The sequence below is a fragment of the Inquilinus sp. YAF38 genome (assembly GCF_052113205.1).
In the GTDB taxonomy this organism is placed as follows: Bacteria; Pseudomonadota; Alphaproteobacteria; order DSM-16000; family Inquilinaceae; genus Inquilinus.
In genome coordinates, this window is record NZ_JBFRCU010000043.1 from 1 (window position 1) to 22,207 (window position 22,207).

The 22,207-nt window shown below is 67.5% G+C and carries 18 protein-coding genes; 5 read left to right on the top strand and 13 right to left on the bottom strand.

The features are described 5' to 3' along the window. The 4 genes from AB4Z01_RS19535 to AB4Z01_RS19550 form a co-directional block, all read left to right on the top strand. On the top strand, positions 1–374 hold a 374-nt coding region (locus AB4Z01_RS19535), incomplete at its 5' end, for a hypothetical protein (RefSeq protein WP_441696311.1). 13 nt (positions 375–387) lie between these two features. Further along, the gene (locus AB4Z01_RS19540) at positions 388–2,064 is read left to right on the top strand and encodes a GspE/PulE family protein (protein WP_441696313.1); all 1,677 of its coding nucleotides are present in this window, start codon (positions 388–390) and stop codon (positions 2,062–2,064) included. 2 nt (positions 2,065–2,066) lie between these two features. After that, positions 2,067–3,287 (top strand): type II secretion system F family protein, encoded by a 1,221-nt coding sequence (locus AB4Z01_RS19545; RefSeq protein WP_441696316.1) that lies wholly within the window; start codon positions 2,067–2,069, stop codon positions 3,285–3,287. A gap of 5 nt (positions 3,288–3,292) precedes the next feature. Then, positions 3,293–4,156 carry a hypothetical protein gene (locus AB4Z01_RS19550; RefSeq protein WP_441696319.1) on the top strand — a complete coding sequence of 288 codons (864 nt, stop codon included), beginning with the start codon at positions 3,293–3,295 and terminating at the stop codon, positions 4,154–4,156. Positions 4,157–4,165: 9 nt separating this feature from the next. Here the strand turns inward: AB4Z01_RS19550 and AB4Z01_RS19555 are convergent, their stop codons facing one another. The 13 genes from AB4Z01_RS19555 to AB4Z01_RS19615 all read right to left on the bottom strand — a co-directional run bounded on the left by AB4Z01_RS19555 (position 4,166) and on the right by AB4Z01_RS19615 (position 18,393). Continuing rightward, positions 4,166–4,792, bottom strand: coding sequence for a prepilin-type N-terminal cleavage/methylation domain-containing protein (locus tag AB4Z01_RS19555; RefSeq protein WP_441696322.1), 627 nt, complete (start codon positions 4,790–4,792; stop codon positions 4,166–4,168). Continuing rightward, positions 4,789–5,172, bottom strand: a complete 384-nt coding sequence (locus tag AB4Z01_RS19560) for a type II secretion system protein (RefSeq protein ID WP_441696325.1) — start codon at positions 5,170–5,172, stop codon at positions 4,789–4,791. The genes AB4Z01_RS19555 and AB4Z01_RS19560 overlap by 4 nt, the downstream gene beginning before the upstream one ends. After that, on the bottom strand, positions 5,169–5,639 hold the full coding sequence (locus tag AB4Z01_RS19565) for a pilus assembly FimT family protein (RefSeq protein ID WP_441696327.1): 471 nt from the start codon (positions 5,637–5,639) through the stop codon (positions 5,169–5,171). Before AB4Z01_RS19565 ends, AB4Z01_RS19560 begins: the two co-directional genes overlap by 4 nt. A gap of 3 nt (positions 5,640–5,642) precedes the next feature. Beyond that, positions 5,643–7,775, bottom strand: coding sequence for a type II secretion system secretin GspD (gspD, locus tag AB4Z01_RS19570; RefSeq protein ID WP_441696330.1), 2,133 nt, complete (start codon positions 7,773–7,775; stop codon positions 5,643–5,645). Positions 7,776–8,142: 367 nt separating this feature from the next. Next, positions 8,143–9,141, bottom strand: a complete 999-nt coding sequence (locus AB4Z01_RS19575) for a tyrosine-type recombinase/integrase (protein WP_441696332.1) — start codon at positions 9,139–9,141, stop codon at positions 8,143–8,145. A 48-nt stretch (positions 9,142–9,189) separates the two neighbouring features. Next, entirely contained in the window at positions 9,190–9,429 is a 240-nt protein-coding gene (locus AB4Z01_RS19580; protein WP_441696335.1) for a hypothetical protein, read from the bottom strand. A gap of 292 nt (positions 9,430–9,721) precedes the next feature. Next, positions 9,722–10,912, bottom strand: a complete 1,191-nt coding sequence (locus AB4Z01_RS19585) for a serine hydrolase domain-containing protein (protein ID WP_441696338.1) — start codon at positions 10,910–10,912, stop codon at positions 9,722–9,724. A gap of 29 nt (positions 10,913–10,941) precedes the next feature. Beyond that, the gene (locus AB4Z01_RS19590; RefSeq protein WP_441696341.1) at positions 10,942–11,871 is read right to left on the bottom strand and encodes a MurR/RpiR family transcriptional regulator; all 930 of its coding nucleotides are present in this window, start codon (positions 11,869–11,871) and stop codon (positions 10,942–10,944) included. A gap of 12 nt (positions 11,872–11,883) precedes the next feature. Beyond that, positions 11,884–13,335 (bottom strand): amidase, encoded by a 1,452-nt coding sequence (locus AB4Z01_RS19595; RefSeq protein WP_441696343.1) that lies wholly within the window; start codon positions 13,333–13,335, stop codon positions 11,884–11,886. Next, positions 13,325–14,989 carry an ABC transporter ATP-binding protein gene (locus tag AB4Z01_RS19600; RefSeq protein ID WP_441696345.1) on the bottom strand — a complete coding sequence of 555 codons (1,665 nt, stop codon included), beginning with the start codon at positions 14,987–14,989 and terminating at the stop codon, positions 13,325–13,327. Before AB4Z01_RS19600 ends, AB4Z01_RS19595 begins: the two co-directional genes overlap by 11 nt. Beyond that, positions 14,986–15,837, bottom strand: a complete 852-nt coding sequence (locus tag AB4Z01_RS19605) for an ABC transporter permease (RefSeq protein WP_441696348.1) — start codon at positions 15,835–15,837, stop codon at positions 14,986–14,988. Before AB4Z01_RS19605 ends, AB4Z01_RS19600 begins: the two co-directional genes overlap by 4 nt. 11 nt (positions 15,838–15,848) lie before the next feature. Next, positions 15,849–16,787: an ABC transporter permease gene (locus AB4Z01_RS19610; RefSeq protein ID WP_441696350.1), complete on the bottom strand. Its 939-nt coding sequence runs from the start codon at positions 16,785–16,787 to the stop codon at positions 15,849–15,851. A 61-nt stretch (positions 16,788–16,848) separates the two neighbouring features. Beyond that, the gene (locus AB4Z01_RS19615; protein ID WP_441696353.1) at positions 16,849–18,393 is read right to left on the bottom strand and encodes an ABC transporter substrate-binding protein; all 1,545 of its coding nucleotides are present in this window, start codon (positions 18,391–18,393) and stop codon (positions 16,849–16,851) included. A gap of 808 nt (positions 18,394–19,201) precedes the next feature. Here AB4Z01_RS19615 and AB4Z01_RS19620 point away from each other — a divergent pair. After that, positions 19,202–22,159 carry an ATP-binding protein gene (locus tag AB4Z01_RS19620; RefSeq protein WP_441696355.1) on the top strand — a complete coding sequence of 986 codons (2,958 nt, stop codon included), beginning with the start codon at positions 19,202–19,204 and terminating at the stop codon, positions 22,157–22,159. Positions 22,160–22,207: the final 48 nt, after the last annotated feature.

Sequence of the window (22,207 nt, forward strand, 5' to 3'; positions counted from 1 at the left end):
CGCTGACGGAGACCACCGCCCGGCCGCTCTTCGCCGCGACCCGGCGCCCGCCGCCGCCCGAGCCCGTCGCCGAGCCGGCGCCTGCCCCGGTGGTCGAGGCGGTGCCGGAGCCCGCGCCGCCGCCGGTCGAGCGGACGGAGTTCGTGCTGGTCGGCATCGTGCAGCAGCCGGACGGACCCTTCGTCCTGTTGAAGCCCCGGGCCGGCGGCCCCGTCGTCACCGCCCGGCAGGGCGACGATGCCGGCGGCTGGCATGTCGAGACCATCAGCCCGACGGCGGTGCGCCTGACCAGCCCGGCCGGCGACGCCAAGCACGTTCTGTTCGCCCCGCGCTCGGTCGGCGATGCGGCCAGTCCCGGGGTGCCAGTGCAATGACGGGGGATCGCTGATGGATCAGGTCCGGTCCCTGGTCGACATCCTGGTCGAGCTCGGCAAGCTCGGCCCCGACGACGTCGCCCGGCTGTCGCGGCTGGCGTCGGCCGAGCCGGCGGCGACGCTGGTCACGCGGCTGGGGCTGGTGTCGGGCCGGGACTATGCCCACGCCCTGTCGATCTTGCACGGCCTGCCGCTCGCCGGGCGCGGCGACTTCCCCGAGGCGCCGGTGTTGGCCGACCAACTGCCGGTCCGGTTCCTGAAGGACTCCAAGATCCTGCCGCTGGCCGAGAGCGAAGGCGGCGTGACCCTGGCCATGGCCGACCCCGGCGACGGCTTCGCCCTGCGGGCGGTGGCGATGGCGCTCGGCCGGCCGGTCACTCCGGTGATCGTGGCCGAGGAGGACCTCGCCGATGTCTTCGCCCGCTGGTACGAGAGCGGCCGGTCCAGCGTCGAGCGGATCGCCGACGGCGCCGAGATCGAGGCCGACACGGCGGGCGATCCCGATGTCGAGCAGCTCAAGGACCTGGCGCAGGAGGCGCCGGTGATCCGCCTGGTCAACCAGATCATCGCCGACGCGATGCGGCTGCAGGCGTCGGACATCCATCTCGAGACCTATCGCGAGCAGCTCAAGCTGCGCTACCGGATCCACGGCCTGCTGAAGGACATGAAGGCGCCGCCGGCGAAGCTGGGCCCGGCCCTGATCAGCCGGATCAAGATCCTGGCGCGGCTGGACATCGCCGAGCGCCGGCTGCCGCAGGACGGGCGCGCGCGCTTCACCGCGGGCGGCCAGAAGGTCGACATGCGCGTCGCCACCATGCCGACGATGCATGGCGAGGCCGTCGTCATCCGCCTGCTCGACACCAAGGGCATGGCGCTCGACCTTGGCGAGCTCGGCCTCGCCCAGGCCGAGGAGGCCGGCATCCGGCGGCACCTGGCGCATCCGCATGGCATCCTGCTGGTCACCGGGCCGACCGGCAGCGGCAAGACCACGACGCTCTACGCCGCGCTGCGCATCCTGAACCAGCCGAGCCGCAAGATCCTAACCGTTGAGGACCCGATCGAGTACCAGATCCCCGGCATCAACCAGACCAATGTCCAGCCGCAGATCGGGCTGGACTTCGCCCGGGTGCTGCGCTCCAGCCTGCGGCACGATCCGGACGTCATCATGGTCGGCGAGATCCGCGACGGCGAGACCGCCAACATCGCGGTCCACGCGGCGCTGACCGGGCACCTGGTGCTGTCGACGCTGCACACTAACAGCGCCACCGGGTCGATCAACCGGCTGCTCGACATGGGCGTTGACGGCTATCTGCTGACCTCGACCATCCGCGGCGTGATCGGCCAGCGCCTGGTGCGCCAGCTCTGCCCCGCCTGCCGCGCCCCGTACCGGGCCTCGGCCGAGGAACTGGCGCAGCTCGGGCGTCCGGCGGAGTCCGACACCATCCTGCATCGCGCCGTCGGCTGCCCGTCCTGCGACGGCATCGGCTACACCAGCCGGATCGGCATCTTCGAGTTCTTCGAGCTGACCGATGCCGTCCGCGAGGCGCTGCACCAGCGGATCTCGACCGCCGAGCTGACCCGCATCGCCGGCGCCGCCGGGATGCGCAGCATGTTCCAGGACGGCGTCGCCAAGGCCCTGGCCGGGCAGACGACGCTGGAGGAAGTGCGCCGCGTCACCGAGGAGGGGTAGCCATGCCGCTCTTCGCCTTCAAGGCCGCCGACGCGGCCGGCAACCTGGTCGAGGGGCAGCTCGAGGCCGCGGATGAGGCGGCGGCAATCCGGCACCTGCAGCAGCTCGGCCAGTTCCCGCTGGAGGCGCGGCCGGTCCGCGGCGCCCGGGCGCAGACACGAAGTGCCCTGGGGCGCGGACGGCTCCGGGCGAAGGAGGTGACCACCTTCCTCCGCCAGCTGGCCATCCTGCTCACCGCCGGCCAGCCGCTGGAGCGGGCGCTGATGACCATGGCCGGCACCGCTGGGACGACCAGCCGGCGCGGCGGCGCCATCGCCCGGCTGGCGCAGCCGATCCTCGATAGCGTGCGCGGAGGCCACAGCCTCAGCGCCGCGGTCGACGCCCGGGCCTTCCCGCGCCTCGCGGTCAACATGATCCGGGCCGGCGAGACCTCGGGCAAGCTGGCCCAGGTGTTGGACAGGCTGGCCGATCTGCGCGAGCGGTCGGAGAAGATCCGCGCCACCGTCGCCTCGGCGATGCTGTACCCGGTGCTGCTGGTCATCGTGGCGCTGGCCTCGATCGCCCTGCTCCTCACCTTCGTCGTGCCGCAGTTCGAGACCGTGTTCCACGACGCCGGGGCCGAGCTGCCGGTGTCGACCGCGATCGTCGTCGCCCTCGGCCGCTTCCTTCAAGGCTGGGGCTGGCTGGTCCTGCTCTCCGCCCTTGCCGGCCTCCTGCTGCTGCGCCAGGCGCTGACCCTCTCCGGCCCGCGCCTGGCCTGGGACCGGATGCTGCTGCGCCTGCCCTTCCTGGGCGGCCTGCTGCGGATCCTGGTGACGGCGCGGTTCTGCCGGACGCTGGCGACCCTGGCCGGCAACGGCGTCGACCTGCCGAACGCGCTGATGCTGTCGCGCGACGTGGTGCCGAACCGGGCGGTGGCCGAGGCGCTCGACACCGTGGTCACCGGCGTGCGCCAGGGCCGCGGCCTGTCCGAGCCGCTGGCGGCGACCGGGCTGTTCCCCGATTTCGCGGTGCAGATGCTGAAGGTGGGCGAGGAGACCGGCCGCATCGACCTCACCGCCGGTCATGTGGCCGACGCCTACGAGCAGGAGCTGGAGACCTCGGTCAAGCGCCTGGTCGGTCTGCTGGAGCCGACCCTGATCATCGTCCTGGGCCTGGCCGTCGGGGGCATCGTCATGTCCATCCTGACGGCGATCCTCAGCATCAACGACTTGGCGCTCTGACCCGCATGCGCGATCTTCCGGGCCGATCAGGCGACAGAGCCGGCCGCGACCGACAGCGCGGCTTCGTGCTGATCCTGGTGCTGGTGATCGTCGGCGTGGTCGCGACCGCGGCGCTGGTGCTGCTGGAGCGGAGCCGCAGCGCGGTCGGCTCCGCCAGCGCGGCGGTCGAGGTGGCCAAGGCCCGCGCCCTCGCTGATGCCGGGGTCGCCCGGCTGGTCCAGGCGCTGCGGGCCGAGGACGACCCGCTGCTGAAGCGCCTCCTGGCCTCGTCGGTGCCGGTGCCGTGGCGCTTCGCCGATACGGAGATCCGCCTGTCCTTCCTGCGCGAAAGCGGCAAGGCCGACCTCAACGCGGGATCGCTGGAGCTGATCCAGGCCCTGCTCGACGGGATGCCGGTGCCGCCGGGTCTCCGCCTGCAGGCGCTGGAGCGGATCGAGGCGGCGCGGCGGCAGCCGGCGCCGCCACCGAGCATGCTCGTGCCGAGCGTGCTCGCCCTGCTGCCGCCCTGCACCCGGCTGACGCCGGTGGCGCGGCTGTTCGAGGACCGCTTCACGGTGCTGACCGGCAGCCTCGGCATCTCCGCCGCCGGCCTGGCGGACGAGCAGCTGCGCCGGTTGCCCGGCCTGACCAGCACGGACATCGAGACCCTGCGGGGCCGGGCGTCCCCGGCCGACGATCCGCGGCTGGCCCATCTGCAGCGCTTCCTGGCGGATGAGGAGCCGGTCTATCGGCTGCGGGCCGAGGCGGCCACACCGCGCGGCGCCCATTTCGTCCGCGAAGCGGTGATCCTGCTCTCGGCGCGCCAGCCCATGATCCGGATCCTGTCGCAGCGCGACCTCGCCGAGCCGGCGGCGATCGCCTGCGACTGACGGTGCCCGCTATCCCGGCCGGCAGGCCGGCTCCTGCGGCAGGGCCAGGCAGGCTTCGGGCAACCGGGCGCGGGTGCGGCCGATCAGGTCGATCGGGGCTCCGAGTTCCGGCACATCGACGCGCAGCAGCACCGCCGCCGGCAGCGCCCAGGGACGGGCCCATTCGGACCGCCACGCTCCACCGCTGCTCCCGGCCGCGAAATAGCTCAGCCGGATCGAGCGGGCGCCCTCCATCACCGTCTCCTCCCGCGCTGCCCCGGTTCCGGGATCGGTCCAGGCCAGCCGCAGCGCGGCCCGGCCGTCCGCCTGCACGACCCGCAGGGTCAGCGGGACCGGCCGGTCCAGCGCCAGGATCGGCGGCCCCCAGGACAGGAGGGTCAGCGCAGTCGCATCGGCCGGATCGGCCGCCTCGTCGCGCGACAGGTCCGGCACCGCACCTTCGGCCAGGGCGCGCAGCAGCCGGCCGGCGGCGGCCACGCTGTCGCGCAGCTCTGCTTCGGTGCGGGATTTCTGGTCGAAGCGGGCGAACAGGTTCGGCAGGCCGACGGCGGCGGATGCCGCCAGCCCGGCCAGCACCAGCGCCACCAGCACCTCGACCAGGGTGAAGCCGCGCTGACGGGGCGGGGCGCGGGTCACGGCGGCAGCCCGGCGGCGCGCAGGGTGACCAGCTGGACCGCCGGCCCGCGCCGCGGCGCCACGCGGACGGTGACCGACAGCAGGCCGGGCTGGCCGGCCGCCTGCGGCATGCCCTCCTCGCGCCAGGGGGCGATGGCGAGCGACCAGGCGCTGCCGTCGCCGAGGCGGCCGTTGACGTTGCGCGGCGCGAGCGGCAGGTCGAGCCCGACCCGCTCCAGGATCGCTTCGGCGGCCAGAGTGGCGCGGGTCTGCGCCGTCGCGCGGGCGTCGCGGTCGCGGCTCGACACCAGCAGCACCAGTGCGGTTGCGGTGATGGCGCCGAGCACGGCCAGCGCCACAAGCACCTCGACCAGGGTGAAGCCGGCCTGGCGCCCGGTCACGGCGCATCCTCCTGGCGGACGGTGCCGGTCAGCCAGGCGACGCGCAGGGCCAGGCGGTGGCCGCCGCGGTTCAGCGTTAGGACGCCGCCGCTGCTCGACCCGTCGCCGAGGAACAGCAGGGCAGGGGCGTCGCCGCCCGGCGCGATCGCGGCCCCAGTGAGCGTGAGATCGACCCCATCCGGCACCGACTGCCAGCGGTCGAGCGCTGGGATGCCGATGCGCCGGTCCTCGGGCTCGAAGCGGACCAGCACCGGGCTTTGCTGCCGCAAGGCGGCGTCGCGCGCTTGCGCCAGCAGCCGCTCCACACTGGCGCCGGCCTCGCGCAGGGCCGACCGGGCCCGCCACTCCGGCACCGCCAGCCCGACCACGGCCGCCGCCAGCCCCAGGATCACCAGCACGATCAGCATCTCGATCAGGGTGAAGCCGGCCATCCGCACCCGATTGTCGATCCGCGGCCGGTCCTGCATGGTCTATTTCTTGGGAGGAGGGGCGCCGAACAGCTGCATACGACTCCGGAACTCCTCGGCGATCGCCTTCGCGTCAGCGGCATTGCGGATCACCTTCGGCGTGATCAGGATCACCAACTCGGTGCGCTGATCGTTGTCCGAGACGCCGCTGAAGAGATTGCCGACCAGAGGGATGTCGCGCAGCACCGGGACGCCGGACCTGCCGTTGCTCTGGCGGTCGGAGATCAGGCCGCCGAGAATGACGGTCTGGCCGCTCGCCACCGACACCGAGGTCCCGACCTCCCGCTGCGCGATCGTCGGGTTGATCGCGTCGGGCGCGCCCTCCACGACGTTGCTGACCTCCTGCCGGATGTCGAGATTGACCTGGCCGTCGGGGTTGATCCGGGGCGTCACCTGCAGGATCACGCCGGTGTCGCGGTATTCGACATTATTGACGATCGGCGCGTCCGAGTTGTCGGAGGATTGCTGCTGCCGGGTGATCACCGGCACCTGGTCACCGACCTTCAACTGCGCGGTCTGGTTGTCCAGCACCGCCAGCGAAGGCGACGACACCACCCGGACATTGGTGATGCTGGCGAGCGCGTCCAGGATGACCCGGAAATTGCCGCTGCTGATGATGAAGTTGAAGCCGGGTACGGACGGGTTGACCCCGAAAGCATTGTTCTGGGTGAAGACGCTCGAGAAATTCCCGCTCTCCAGCCAGAAATGCACCCCGTAGCGCAGCTGGTCGGTCAGCGTGACCTCGGCGATCGTCGCCTCGATCAGGACTTGGTACTGCGGCGTGTCCATCAGCCGGATCGCGGCCTCGATCTTCCGCCAGGCCTCCGGCGTCGCCATGACCATGAGCGAGTTGCGCTCCTTGTTGGCGACGATCTGGGCGCCGTCGAACGGATCGGGACCGCGTCCCGCACTTCCCGATCCGCCTCCGCCGGCGCCGTTGCCGACCATGCTGTTCAGATCATCCGACAGGATGCCGAGCTTCTCGCCGGCCGACATGACCGCGCTCGCATCCGTCCCACCACCATCGGCGCGCGAGGGGATCGACGACCCGCCGGTGGACGCGGTCTGAACCGGCAGCGATGGGGCGACCGGACTGCTGCCCCCGCCCGACGAACCGCCGCGTCCCCCACCCATGAACTGGCCCATGATCGAGGCGAGGTTCTCGGCTGTGCCGTTCTCGACCCGATAGACGTAGAGCTGGACGCCCTGCTTGTCGCCCTGGTCGAGCCGGTTGATCCAGGTCTCGGCCTGGCGCAGACGCACCGGCTGCTTTGCGACGACCATGACGGCGTTGAGCCTGCGCACCGGGATGAAGTCGATGCCGCCTTGCATCGGCGTGCCCTCGGCGCCCAGCTTGAAGACGGAGCGGAGCTCCTGGATCATCGAGTTGGGATCGGAGCGGCGCAGGGGGAACAGACCTGCGGAGACGCCGCGCATCGCGTCCACGTCGAAGGCCGCGACCATTTCGGCGATCGCGGCGCGGTCGCTGCTCGGCCCGGAGATCACCACGAGGTTCCTCGCCGGGTCGGTCCGGACCATGTTGCTGTTCGCCACCGGGCTGATCAGCGGCGCGATGGTGGCCGCCTGGACGAAGCGCAGCGGGATGATCGACACGCCGTAGCCGGCCGGCAGGGGCGTCGGGTCCGATCCCAGCTGCACCATCACCCGCCCGCCCGCGGCCTCGCCGGCGGGTACGATCCGATAAGTGGAACCATCGGCGATCAGGGCGGCGCCGTTCATCCGCAGCACGGTTTCGACCGTCGCGAGCAGGTCCTGCCGGCTGAGGGCGGCGCTGCTGGAGACCGTCGCGGTTCCCTGGATCCGCGGATCGACGCTGTAGGACGTCTTCAGTGTGTCTGCGAGCACGGCCTTCAGGAAGTCGCGGATGTCCGCATTCTCGAAATTGATCTGCGCGCCCTGGCCGGTGACGACGACCGGCGCGCCTGCGGCTCCGGCCGGGAGCGGGGCGCCGTCGGCCCCGAAATACAGCTGCGGCGCGCGGAGGTCGTTCGGCGCGGACGACACCGCGACCGAGCCCGAAGGCTGCCGCGCCAGTTTCGACGGCACGTCGAAGTTCGCCGTGGCCAGCGGATTGTACCGTGGGAGGGAGTCCTGGCCCTTCTGCTGGCAACTCATCACGCCCAGCGCTGCTGCCAAAATCGCAACAACACGCAAACCGGCAAGCCAGCCGGCCTTCCCCACACGGTGCATGCTCCGAACCGTCCCCCGCACGTCCGAATTTGTACCTATTCGGATCAGCTCCACCATGCCGGGCCGGGACCGCAATGGCAAGTAACGGTCTTCGACCGTCGAAGCCCGCCAGACCGGCGATCAGCGCGCGATAACGACGACAGTTGTCGCGCATTGGCAGACTCGAATGTCCGCAAATGGGTGCTTACCGGAAGATCCGACCTTCGCTACCGAGAGGCCGCTTAGGGTCGAAAGCGGAATCCCGTCTCGGGTGCCAAGCGTCAGATTTTCACCACTTGGTTTGCGGTTGCCGTCAATCGATCCGCGCAACCGCCGTTCGCCCAACATCCAGCATCGGCGCCGCGGCTCGCAAACGCTCGAAAACGTGCTCCTTCGCCAGATGCCCGTAATGTTTCTCACACATCCGGCTGTCCGCATGGCCCAAGGCTTCGGCCACCATCATCAGCGGGGTGGCGCCAGCCAGGAGCGTCGAGGCGAAGCTGTGTCGCAATTCATGGAAGGTGAGGGGCGTCACCTTCGCCCGCGCGGCCGCAGCCCGAAACTCGCGGGTGTAGACCGACTTCCCCCACGCATCGCCGTTTGCACGGATGAGCAGCCGCGCTCCCGTGGTCTTGCCGGCCGAGAGGCGATCGAACAGCGCCTTTCCGCTGTTGCCGACCGGAACGTGACGGGCGCGGCCGCTCTTGCTCTGAGCCACGAACACCGTGTCCCTGTTGCGATGCCAGTCTTCGGCATGCAGTCGCGCCAGCTCGCCGAAGCGGCAGCCCGTCAGCAGCCCGGCGGCGGCCAGGTCGCGCAGATCCGGATCGTGACAGGCGTTCAGCAGCCGCTGTTGCTCAGCAGGCACCAGGAACCGAACCCGCGCCTTGGTCGTCGCCGGGAACGGGCGAACCTTCCGCCAAGGACCGTCATCGATGACCTTGCCCTCGCGCCACGCGTGGTTGAGCGCGGCCTTCAGGATCGTCAGCACGCGATTGGCGCTGTCGCGCCGCGCGCGCTGCGCGTCCGGATCATTGAGATCGGCGGCGAGGACCTTGGGGGCTGCGCCGATCTTGGTCCGAACCCGCTTGCCCTGCTCGGACAACTCGACATGCCACTTCTTGATCCGCTGCGGCGTCAGCTTGATGACGGCGATCCCGCCGAGCGCCGGGCGGATGAATGCCGCCGCCCGCCGCTCGGTCTCGCGCTTCGACTTCATCGCGACCCCATGATCGGTGAAATAGTCGTCGAGCGCGTCGCCGACCGTGTACGGCCCGTCACGCTTCGCCGGCGTCGTGTCGTCTCCGTCCAACCGGCGCCGGGCGATCGGCCACCACGCCCTGGCCTTCTCCTGTACCTGTCAGAAATTCAGAACCGCCTCGCCATCGGCGTCGAGCCGGCCGTCGGCGGTGCCGATCTTCTCCTGCAGCCGCCGGCCGTCGTCGGCCCGGCAGACGGTCAGCCAGACGCCGCCGCGCTTGCCACGCCGGTATCCGATCTGCAGGCCCGGCTGGATCACGGCCCATGTGCGCTCTTCGAGCGGCAGCTTCGCCCTAGCCGCCCGGCTCTCCAGCGATGCCTTCCGAACCCTTGCCGCCATGGTTCTTCCCCACGATCTCTGAAATTGCCGCCAAATTCAACAGCTTGGCCTCGCCTCGCGCGGGGCTTTGTCGTTTTCGTTGTCAAATCTGTGCACGGGCGGGACCGGATTCGGCGCCGTGCTGATGTCCCGGACCGCCGCGGTCCGCACCCGAGGGGAGGGGGCGGCAGCCGCGCCGGCACGAACTGGCCGTGGCCGACCGCACCGGCGTCTCCGATCTCTCGCGCTCCGCGTCCGGACGATCCCGCCCAGGCGGCGCGGCTGCGGACGCGAACGGGGAATAGCCCGCTCGCTATGACGACAGCGCCCCTCGGATAGCCCTGACCGCCGCCAACGCTGTCCGCATCCGCGCCGCGCTGACGAATTCCGGCCAGCTCGACAGGACGACCGCCGCGAAATCCGCCACCGGGTCGATGTAGATCAGTTGTCCGAAGACGCCGCGGGCCATATAGACGCCGCGTGCGGTATCCTCGATCCAGAACTGGTTATGATATGCCCCGGCGGGCAGAACCTCCCGATAGATGCCGCCGAAGAGTGTCGGATCAGCACCGAACCGTGTCCCGGCAATCCACTCGGTCGACACGACACGCCGGCCGTCGATCTCGCCGCCGCGAAGATGCAGCAGGGCGAAACGAGCATAGTCGCGAAGAGTCGCATTGAACCCGCCGTCACCCAGAGCATAGCCAGCAGCGTCCACGGTGAAATAGGCGTCTTCCTCCGCCCCCATCGGCGCCCACAATTCACGGCTGACGAGTTCTGCAAGCGGGGTAGCGGCGGCGCGCTGTAGAACGAAGGACAGGACATCCGTCTCGATCGAGCGATAGCGGAAGGAGGTACCGTGCGGGCACTCCAGATCCTTCAAAGACAGGATCAGGTCCCAGACATTCGTGGGCCAGTTCGGGTTCCAACGCTCCTTCCAGCCGCTGGCGACATCCAGCTGCGCCATGTGGGAATCGAGCGCGGTATAGGTCTCGTCGAAGACCACGCCGCTGGTCATGTCGAGCACGTGCTGGACGGTCGCGCCGCGGTAGGCCGTCGCCTCCAGCTCCGGCAGATAGTGCGTCAGGGACGCGGCCGGGTCGACCACTCCGCGGCCGATCAGGATGCCCGCCATGGTGCCGACAACCGACTTGGCGACCGATTGCGACAGATGCTGGCTATGCGGTGTCATGCCATTCAGGTAGCGCTCGGCGACGATCTTGCCGCCATGGAGCACCAGGAGGCCATCGGCATAGTTCGTCTCGAGGAAGCTGCCAATGGTATAGGCCTGCCCCTCCGCCGCGAAGGGAATGGCGTCGATATCCTGCAGATCGGCCGGCAGCAGGCTTGCCGGCCCCGCTCCGCGCCAGACCTGCGTGGTCGGCAGCAGGTCCCGGACATGCTGGAAGGTCCAGCGGTTCCAGGGCGCGCGGTCCCAGTCTTGCCTTGGAATGAGAGAATTGCCGGGTGCAGTCGGATCACGGAATGGCGGCATACTGGTCATGCATGCTCTCGTTTGCGGTTTGGAATGGATCAATCGTTGCGGCGGAGATAGCTGCCGCCGACGAATTCTCCGAAGAGGTTGCCCATGTCGCTCATCATGGCGAAGTTACGCTTAGCCCTCGGCCCGAGTTTGGTGGCAACGGCGTCGATGAGCAGATTGAGCACGACACTGAGGCTTGCCGTAGAATCCCAGAAGGTTTTCACATGCGTATGCGCCTCGAAGACGAAGCGCGTATAGGCGAAGGCCCAGTGACTGAACTTGTCGGTGACGATGACCAACGGCATGTCCATCGACTTCAGCTTCTCCACCAGCTTGATGCCGCGCGTCGCGTAGGAGGCCGTGTCAACGAGGACGACGGCGCTCTGCTTGGGATCTGCATTGATGATCTCGCCGAACGTGCCCGAGGCGTTGTCGATGAAAATGACGTTGGAACGCGCCCAGAGCAGGCGGCTGGCGAAATCCAGCGCCAGGCCCTTCGAGGCCTGGAAACCGACGACATAGATGGTGCGCGCCTTCACCAGCAAGCTCGCCGCCTCGTCCCACACTTCGGACGTGGTCAAGGCATAGGCCTTCACGATGGCATCCAGCTCCAGCCGCAGGCTTTCCTGCAGCATCTGCTGCCGGCCTTCGCGCATCTGAAAGCGGGCCATGTAGTCATCGATTTCGCTGTCCTTCTCGGTGACCGCCACGCGCAGGCGTTTCTTGAGGTCGCGCAAATTCTCGAAGCCGAGGCCGCGAACGAACCGCGTGACGGTCATCTCGCTGACGCCGACCGCCTGCGCTATGCTGCTGCCGGTCTCGAAGGGCAATATCTGGACATTGTCCAGGATGTAGGCCGCAAGGCTTTGCTCCGAGGGCGAAAAACCGGACATGCGGTCGCGCAGGATCGCTTCGATGTCGATCTTCTCCTCGACGCCGTTCGATCCCTTGGCATCTTTGCCGCTTCGTGCTTTCGCCACAGTGACAGACTCCTAGAAATTGCCGGCGTGAATGGCCGGACGCCCCTGTCCCCAGATGCCGGGAGCGCTTTCTGCGGCCTCCTCGACTTGCCGCGCAGCCGCAAGCAGCAGGTCCTCCCGTCCGAAGCGGGCCACGAGCTGGATGCCGATGGGTAGGCCGTCGCGGCTGCGCCCGAGCGGCAGGGATATCGCGGGCTGTCCTGTCGCATTGAACAGCGCCGTGAACGTCTCCTTCGGCGCCAGATCGTCGAACACGCCATCCGCGTCGATGCCGGCGCGATTGGGATCGAAGGTGCCGATCGGTTCCGGTAGCATGACGCTGGTCGGCGTCAGCAAGAGATCATATCCGGCGAGGAAGCGCCCGACCTGCCGCGTCACCCGATCGTAGACGGCAAGCGCGTCGATAAGCTGTGCGCCGCTGATGCCGAGCCCCCAGCGATAAAGAGCATATACGCTTGCGCCAAGCGCTTCCTCCAGCGAGCGGTTCATCTGCCGCGCCATGGCCGGCATATGCGCGGCGGCATCCGCGGCCCAGATGACCTTCTGCGCATGGAGGAAGGCGGGATAATCGAAGTCCGGCGACGCTTCCTCGACATGGTGACCGAGGCGTGCGAACCGTTCCGCGGCAGACCTTGTCGCTGCCGCAACCTCAGGGTCGAGCTGCACGTCCGACCACGACTTTGTACACAGAGCGATCCGCAGCCCCCGCGGGGTGCGCTGCATGGCATCGCGATAGGTGCCCGCCGGCGCCGCGATTTCATAGCCGTCGCCGGCATCGGGACCGTGGCACAGGTCGAGCAGCACAGCCGTATCGCGGACAGAGCGGGTGAGCATGAAGGTCGTCGCCAGTCCCAGAAGCGGGGCATTCGCATTCGGCGCGCCGGTGACCCGCCCGCGTGAAGGTTTCAGACCGATCAAGCCGCAGAACGCGGCCGGGTTGCGGATCGATCCGCCGCCGTCGCTGCCCTGCGCGAAAGGCACGATGCCCGCAGCAACGGCGGCCGCCGCCCCGCCGCTGGAGCCGGCAACGCCACGGTCCGGGTTCCACGGATTGCGGGTGGCGCCATAGAGTGGCGATTCCGTCGCCGCCGGCACGCCGAATTCGGAACTGGCCGTGCGTCCGGCATTGACCAGCCCGCCCTCGCGCAAACGGATCCAGTAGACGGCATCGTGGCCGGCCCTGAAACCCCGTGCAAGGCGGCTGCCGAACTCGGCGGGCCGGCCCGCCTCGACCGGAAAGTCCTTGGTCAGGGTGGGAATGCCGCCGAAAGTGGTGGCGGACGCGCCCTCCGGCAGGCTCTCCAGCGCGTCCGGATAGAGTTCGATGACGGCGTTCAGCGCAGGGTTCACCGCCGCGACGGCCCGTACGACGCATCGGCCGAGTTCCCTCGGCGTGACCTCGCCTTTCGCCAGCAGGCGGGCGAGGCCGGTTCCGTCGTGAGCCGCATATTCATCAAGACGCATAGGTCGCTAACGGTTGTGAATGAGGGATTGTCTGGGTCATCGGCAGCCGGGCCAGCGAACCGACCAGCGCCTGCGTATAGGGATCCTGCGGTTTGGACAGAACCTGCTGTGCCACGCCTTGCTCGACGACGCGCCCGGCCTTGAAGACATAGACGCGCTGGCAAAGGCTGCTCACCACGGCGAGATCGTGCGAAATGTAGAGCAGCGTCAGCGAGCGCTCGCGCTGGAGCCGCACGAGCAGTTCCAGGATCTGCGCCTGCGTCGTGACATCGAGCGCCGAGGTGATTTCGTCCGCGATGAGAAGCTGCGGCTTCAGCGCCAGCGCCCGTGCAAGGCCAACGCGCTGGCATTGCCCGCCGGAAAGCTGCCGCGGCTTGCGATTGCGCAGGCTGCTCGGCAACTCCACCATCTCCAGCACCGCATCGGCTTCCTTCCGCGCCGTTTTTCGGTCCGCGATACCATGCCGCCAGATCGGCTCCGCGACGGCCTCGGCAACCGTCAGGCGCGGATTGAGCGAATCGTACGGGTTCTGGAACACCATCTGCACGCGGCGGCGGAACGCCGTCAGCGCCTCGCCGCCGAGCGCCCCGACATTCTGTCCGTCCAGACGGATCGTGCCGCCGCTCGGCGTGTTCAGGCGAATGATCGACCGGGCGAGCGTGCTCTTGCCCGAACCGCTTTCGCCGACGATGCCGACCGTTTCGCCCGTATTGATCTCCAGATCGACGCCGTCGAGGGCGCGGAAGGAATTGCTGCTTCCGAAGCCGCCGAGCAGGCCCTGCCCGGCGGGGAACGTCACCGAAAGGTTTTCGACGCGAAGCAGCGATGTTGCCCGATCCGGGCTGCCGGCCGCGCCATAGCTCTTGCGGCCGGGCTGGGATTCGATCAGCAGTCTTGTATAGGGATGGCGCGGCCGGTTGATGACGTCGTCGATCGGCCCCTGCTCCACAATCTCGCCGTTGCGCATGACCACGACGCGCGAGCAGATATCCGCGACGACGCCGAGATCGTGCGAAATGAGGATCATCGCCAGCCCGGTCTTGCGGTTAAGCTCCTTGAGTAACTCAAGAATGCGGGCCTGCACGGTGACGTCGAGCGCGGTCGTCGGCTCGTCGGCGATCAGCAGCTTCGGCTGGCAGCCGATGGCGGCGGCGATCATCGCCCGTTGTTTCATTCCACCGGAAAATTCATGCGGATAGGAGCGCGCACGCTTTTCCGGTTCGCGGATGCCAACGTCCTCCAGCAGCTTGACCGCCCGCTGCAGACCTTCGCGTTTGCCGATGCCGAGATGCCGGATCATCGGCGCCGCGACCTGCTGGCCAATGCGGCGCAGCGGATCGAGATGCGATGCCGGGTTCTGAAAAATCATGCCGATGTCGCGGCCGCGAATGACGCACAGTTCGTCCTCCCCGAGCGCCAGAAGATCCTGCCCGTCGAGCGCCACCGTACCCTCGGCGCGCGCCGCGCCGGTCAGCAGCCGCATCACGGCACGGCAGGTCACGGACTTGCCCGAGCCGCTTTCGCCGACGATGCCGAGGATCTCTCCCTGCTGGAGCGTGAACGAAACGTTCTTGATCGCCGCAAAGCCGCCGAAGCTGACGGAGAGGTCCTTGACGTCGAGCAGCGGCGGCTTGCCGGTTTCCAGCCCGCTCATGCCGCAACTCCCTTCCGTTGCAACTGCCCCAGTCCATCGCCAAGCAGAGCAAAACCGAGGCCGAGCGAAATCGCGGCCAATCCCGGGAACAGGCAGATCCACCAGGCCTGCTGCACGAAAGCCTGGCCGTCGGCGATCATCACGCCCCATTCGGCCAGCGGCGGCTGCGCGCCCATGCCGAGAAACCCGAAGCTCGCACCGGCCAGCATGACGAGCACCGCATCGCTGACCGCGTAGGCGATGACGGGCCCTATGGCGTTCGGCAGCACATGATGGCCGAGGATGGCGGCCGGCGAATAGCCGAGGCACTTGGCCGCCTGGATATACTCGCTTTCGCGGATCGTCAGCACCTGCGCCCGTACCAGCCGCGCGTAGCTGACCCAGCCGACCAGCGTCAGCGCCAGGATGAAGTTGAGAAGCCCTGGCCCGAGCACGCCGACAATGGCCAGCACCAGCACGAAGAAGGGAAACGCAACAGTGAGGTCGTAGATGCGCATGAAGACATTGTCGACCACACCACCGAAATAGCCGCTCAGCAGCCCGATGGTCGTGCCGATCAGCAGCGGTGGAAGCACGCCGGCCACGCACAGCAGCAGATCGACGCGGCTTGCGAAGAGAACCCGCGAGAAGACGTCGCGGCCGACCTGGTCCGTGCCGAACCAATGGGCCGCGCTCGGCGGCGAAAGCATGTTCACGATGTCGATGGCATCGGGGTCATAGGGCGCGATCATCGGGGCCGCCAGCGCCAGCACCAGCCATCCGAACAGGACGACGAGCGCGACCAGCATGGTGGGCATGATGCGGCCGATGGAGGGCGCGGTCTGCGCCAGAACGGGGCTTTCAGCCATGCGCGATCTCCTCAGAGCCGGACGCGCGGATCGATGAAGGCGGTGAGCAAATCCACGAGCAGCGTGATCAGGACGGTCGAGACCGCGAAGACCAGAGTCAGCCCCTGCACGACGTAGTAGTCGCGGCCGAGCAGCGCGTTGACCATCAGCGTGCCGAGGCCGGGCACCGCGTAAACGGTTTCGACGATGATGGCGCCGCCGATCATGAAGGCCACCATGACGCCGAGCAGGTTGAGCGTCGGCAGCACGGCGTTCGGCAGCATGGTCTGCCAGAAGATCTGCCGTTCCGTGGCGCCCTGCGCCCGCGCGGCCGTGACGAAATCGGCCGTCGTCTTTTCGATGAGGGCGGCGCGCAGGCTCTGCGTCAGAACCGGCACCAGCCAGATGGCCGTCGACACGGCCGGCAGGAAAAGGTGGTGGAGATGGCCGGTGAAACCGGTGCCGTAGCCCGAGACGGGGAACCAGCCGAGGCTGACGCCGAAGAAGCGCGACATCATGATGCCCAGCCAGAACACCGGGATGGTGAGGCCGGCAATCCCCACCAGACGAATGATCTGGTCGGCGATGCCGCCGGGACGGCGGGCGCCGAGGATGGCGAGCACGACCGTCGGCGGGATGGCAAGGCACAGCACATAGCCGGTCAGGAACAGCGTCGGCCACATGAACTGTTCGACAAGCTGGCTCACCGGCCGCTGAAAGCGCAGCGACAGGCCGATATCGCCCGAAACGAGGTTGATGAGATAGGTCAGGAACTGCCGCCAGAGCGGCAGGTCGAGCCCATATTGCGAACGGATCGCCGCGATGGTTTCAGCACTCGCCCTCTCGCCGGCAAGAAGCCGCGCGGGATCGCCCGGGGCCATGTGCACCAAAAGAAACGTCATCAGGCTGATACCGGCAAGCACACCGATCAATTGCAGCAGGCGCCGCGCAATGAGTTGCAGAAGGGGCAATCCGGTTCTCCGGTTCCAGCGTCAAGGGCGCGCCCCTGTCGCGGGGCGCGGTTGAGGCGGCTCACTGGCCGATGGAGGTTTCTTCCAGCGTCCATTGCAGCGAGGGCGTCAGCTCGAGACCCTGGAGACGCTTGGAATAGGCGACCGCGTTCGGCGCATAATAAAGGGGGATCTGCGCGACCTCTTCGGTGGTGATCTTCTGAATCTCTTTGTAGATTTCCGCGCGCTTGGCCTGATCGGCCTCCTTGGTGCCCTGCTCCACGAGCGCGTCCACCTTCGGGTTCGCATAGAAGGTGTTGTAGGAGTTCGAGCCGCAGGATCCGCACACGGCCCAGCGCACGGCAAGGTCAGGATCGGGAGTCTCGTTGTACCACCAGTTGGCAGCAGCGTCGTAATCGCCCTTGCCGGTGGCATCCCACCAGGCGCCGCCATCGACATTGACGATCACCGGCTTCAACCCGATCGCCTGCCATTGGGCCTGGATCAGCAGTGCCGTCTGCTGCGACGGCGCATCGGCGGTCGCCAGGATCTTTACCTCGCGCCCCGCCATGCCGGATTCGGCCAGTAATTCCTTTGCCTTGGCGGGCTCGTGCGGAATCCCCGGATAATCCTTGTCATGGAAATCGACGCTGCCCGGCAGCGTGGTGTTTGCCGGTTCGGCATAGCCACGCGTGATGGCCGCGGCCATGGCCTTGTTGTCGATCGCCATGCCGGCCGCCTGCCGCGCCTTCAGATTGGAGAAGGGCTCGCGCTTGTGGTTGAGCAGGATCATGTAGATGGTGGTCGAAGGCTCGAGCCGCATATCCACCGCCTCGGCCGCCTTCAGCTCGTCGATCTGCGCCCACGGCACCGCGCGCACCACGTCGATCTCGCCGGCCTTCAGCATGGCGATGCGGGTTTCGGGCGATGCGATCTCGATCAGCTCGACCGTGGCGTCCGACTTCGGATAGCCCTTGCGCCAGTAGTGCGGATTGGGTTCGAGAACGAGCTTCTCGTTCGGCTTCCACTGCTTGACCTCATAGGGGCCGGACGTGACCGGGACCGTGGCGAAAGCCGACTCCTCGCCGCGCTTCTCCACATCGGCCTTCGAGACGATGCCCATGTTCCAGATTTCGGCATTGCCGAGGAACGGCGCGAAGGCCGACTTGAGCGTGATCACCACGGTTTTCGCGTCCGCCGCGGTCACCGATTCCACGGAGCCCAGCGGCGCAGGATAGGCCGATTTCTTGTCGCTCCGGATACGGTCGAGGCTGAAGGCCACGTCGCCAGCCGTGATCGGCGAACCGTCCGAGAACTGGCCATCGCGCAGATGGAAGGTGTAGGTCTTACCGTCCGGCGAAATCTCCCATTTCTCGGCGAGCCCGGGCTCCAGCGCGCCGGTTTCGGAGTTGCGGCGCAGCAGGCGCGAATAAAGCTGGCCGTAGGTTTCGATGTTGCCGGCCGCCGCGGAGCGCATCGGATCGAGCGTCGTCGTCTGGTAAGGCGAAACGATGCGGATGACGTCGTCGGCGAAGGCCGGAGCGGCCCAAAACAAACCCATCGCGAGGGCAGTTCCGTGCAACACCGCGCCCGCAGCCCGCGTGCGGGATCCGCTCGAGGAATTCATCCTGTTCTCCTCCCGATATTTCACTTGTGCCTTTTGGCATGAGGCAGAGTTATGTGATATAGATAACTTCTGTCAACGATGAAGTTGGAAAAATAACACAAACCCGCTCGTGGATCGCAAGCCCCGGCGCCAAGCCAGAGGAGGCGTCGCTCAAGAACACCCGCACCTACGGCGTCGCGAACGACGTCGCCTCGGCGCCGTCCGCCGCGGCGGGGCACAACCATTTCGGCCATACCGTCGCGTAGTGCGAGAGAGCCGATCTTCGGCCGATGGCGGATGGGGTCTTGATCTATGCCGATGACCGATACTGGCTGGAGCCGTTGGCCGCACCAGCTATACCCCGCGCCGAGGTCGTCGATGAGCTCTACGCCGTCGTGAGGCTGGTTATGGCCCCTGCATTCTGGGGACTGCCATCTCATTGAAAATCTTGGGCCAAGCCTCTGCCGATCCGCTGGTTTCCATGGATACAATCACACCGTGAGCACCCCGCTGTATCACCATATTCCTATACATGGCCCGAGGCTGGTCATGTAAAATCCGTTCGCGAAGATCGGCGATCATGTGGGATCGACTCCGTGATTGCCGTCGGCGGATGGGAATGCTGAAGCGCGGCCGATCGGCAGCAGTGCAAGACCGAGCAGAGTGCACCCGCAGCGAGTAATATAGGACGTCATGTCGGACCTGGATTCTCTGCAGTGTGGTGTATCGTGACCGGAAGCAGCCTGGGCTGCAGGGGGACTAGCCCGATCAGCGATGGCGTCCCGTCGCGGAGGCACGCGGGACCCGATCCGTTTTCCGATCTCGATGAATGATCGGCCGCTCATCAATGTCGGGCGGGCGCGCATTTTCGTTCGGCCCTTTCCGCCTCTATCCGGCCCAGCAACTGCTTCTGGAGGGTGATGCCCGCATTCACCTCGGCAGTCGCGCCCTGGAGATCTTGACCGCGCTCGTCGAGCGCGCCGGCGAGGTGATCACCAAGCAGACCCTCATGACCCGAGTATGGCCTGACACCCTCGTGACGGACGGGAATCTCAAAGTCCATATCGCAGCCCTTCGAAGGGCGCTCGGCGAAGGGCAGCCTGGTCGTCGCTACGTCGTGACGGTATCCGGCCGAGGATATCGCTTTGTGGCGCCGGTGGAGGCCTTCGGGCCCGAAGGACTGCAGGCGCAAGAGCGCATCGAAGCGGAGAGCGCGCACAATCTGCCTGCCTCCGTGATCCGGATCATCGGCCGTGCGGGTGTGATCGACACGCTCCTGCGTCAGCTGGCAAAGCACCGGTTCATGACCGTCGTTGGCCCAGGTGGGATCGGCAAGACGACAGTGGCCGTCGCTGCGGCCCACATGCGTGTCTCCGCCTATGAGCACGGGACTTGGTTCGTCGACTTGGCGCCGACGGGCCACCCGAAACTGGTCGCGAGTGCGCTTGCTTCGGTGCTCGGCCTGACGACCCATTCGCTGGACGTCACTGCCGCACTCATCGCCTGTCTCCGGGACAAGCAAATGCTGATCGTGCTCGATAGCTGCGAGCACGTGATCGACGAGGCTGCCCTTCTGGCGGAGCAGATCATCAGCGCTGCTCCCGGCGTCCACGTCCTGGCCACGAGCCGCGAGCCGCTGCGGGCGCGAGGCGAGCGCCTGCAGCGGCTCTCGCCGTTGGAGGCCCCGGCCGACCCGTCCAGTTTGACGGCCGCGGAAGCGCTCACGTTCCCGGCCATTCAGCTGTTTGTCGAGCGGGCGGCAGAGAGTCTGGAAGGGTTCGAGCTGAAAGATGCCGATGCCCTGGTCGTCGCCGAGATCTGCCGCACACTGGATGGGATCGCGCTTGCAATCGAGCTCGCGGCCACTCGCGTCGACGCCTTCGGCCTAAGGGAGCTGTCAGCCCTTCTCGAGGATCGATTCCGGCTGCTGAGGCATGGGCGACGCACGGCCATGCCGCGGCATCAATCCCTGGCGGCGGCGCTCGACTGGAGCTACGAATTCTTGCCCGAAGGAGAGCGCACCATTTTGCGCCGCCTCTCGGTGTTTGCCGGCAGCTTCACTCTCCAATTGGCCAGCGCGATCGCGGCGAGCGATCGGATCCCCGTTCCCGATGTCGTCGACGGCGTGGGGAGCCTGGTGGCCAAGTCGCTCATTTCGGCAGACATCGGCGGCGCCAAGGTACAATACCGGCTGCTCGACACGACCCGCGCCTACGCTCGGCAAAAGCTTGTCGAGAGCGGCGAGATCGATGCCGTTCTGCAGCGTCATGCCGAACACCACCGGGATCTGTTGGAGCGAGCCGGGGTCGAGGCAGAATCGCGATCTGCGGCCGAGTGGTGGGCCGACCACGCCCGCAGGGTCGATGATGTCCGCCATGCGCTGAACTGGGCTTTCTCGCCGTCCGGCGACGAAGCCCTCGGAATATCCCTGACTGTCGCGGCGATTCCTCTGTGGACGCATCTGTCGCTGCTGGAGGAATGCCGAGCCTGCGTCGAAAGGGCGCTCGCATGCGGCAAGGCCGGAGTTCTCGGTGACCGGGACGACATGAAGCTCCATACCGCCCTCGGCACCGCACTTCTGTATGTGAGAGGGCCGGTGCTCGAGATCGATGTCGCCTGGGGGAGAGCTCTCGAGATTGCCGAACGGCTCTCCGACAGCGACTATCAGTTGCGTGTGCTGTGGGGTTTGTCCCTGTATCGCGTCTATGTCGGACGCTACCGAGCCGCCCTGGCGTTCGCACGACGGTTTCGCGCCGTCGCGCAGAAGAAGGACGACACCGTCGCTCGGCTGAGCGGGGACAGGCTGATCGCGACCGCGCTGCACTACCTGGGGCGTCACACAAGCGCACGCCGCCGCCTGGATCGCATGCTCGGCAGATACGTGGCCCCTGTGCAGAGCTCGCACATCGCGCGCTTGCAATGGGACCAGCGGGCGGTGGCCCTCGGCACATTATCGGTCATCCTCTGGCTCCAGGGCCTTCCGGACCAGGCGGTCGACACGGCCCGGAGCGCGCTTGACGAAGCCCAGGCCACCAGCCATCCGCTTTCCGTGTGCAACGCGCTCGGCCACGCGGCCTTTCCGATCGCCATGTATGTCGGAGACCGGGTCGCGGCGGAGCAACTGGTGACCATGCTTCTCGACCATTCGGCAAGTCATGGGTTGAGGGTCTGGAACGCCGTGGGCCGCTGTTTGCGGGGGGCACTCCTCATCGAGTCGGGAGACGGGGCCGGCCTGTCGCTGCTTCGGTCCGCTCTTGACGAGCTTCGCGACGCGAGATTCGGGCTTCGCTACGCATCCTATTGTGGCATCCTCGCCCACGGGCTCGGCGCCGGCGGTCGGCCGGACGAGGCCCGCAGCACGATCGAGGATGCGCTGGAGTGGTGCGGGCGGAACGAGGAGCGTTGGTCCATGCCGGAGCTCCTTCGCATCAGAGGCGAGATCCATCGACTGGAGGGATCTGCCGTGGCGATCGCCGCGGCAGAGGACGACTTTCGGCAAGCTCTCGAAATGGCACGCCGGCAGGAGGCACTGTCATGGGAGCTGCGCGTCGCCACCAGCCTCGCCCGGCTTTGGCGCCTGCAGGGCAGAAGCGGAGAGGCGGATGCCCTCCTCTCTGCGGTGTACTGCCGGTTCGGCGAGGGATTTGGAACAGTTGATCTCAAGACCGCCCGTGCACTGATGCTCGATTGCCGGGTGAGGGGCAGGCCCGGTGAGACTCCTGAGGCGCACTGCTCCTTAACTCAAGGTGCAACGTCCCTTGATGCTGCGAATTCGCCGGGCTCTTGAGCGGACGGGGAATAGTCAGCCAAGACCGGCGCAGCCTCGGCTGGCGAT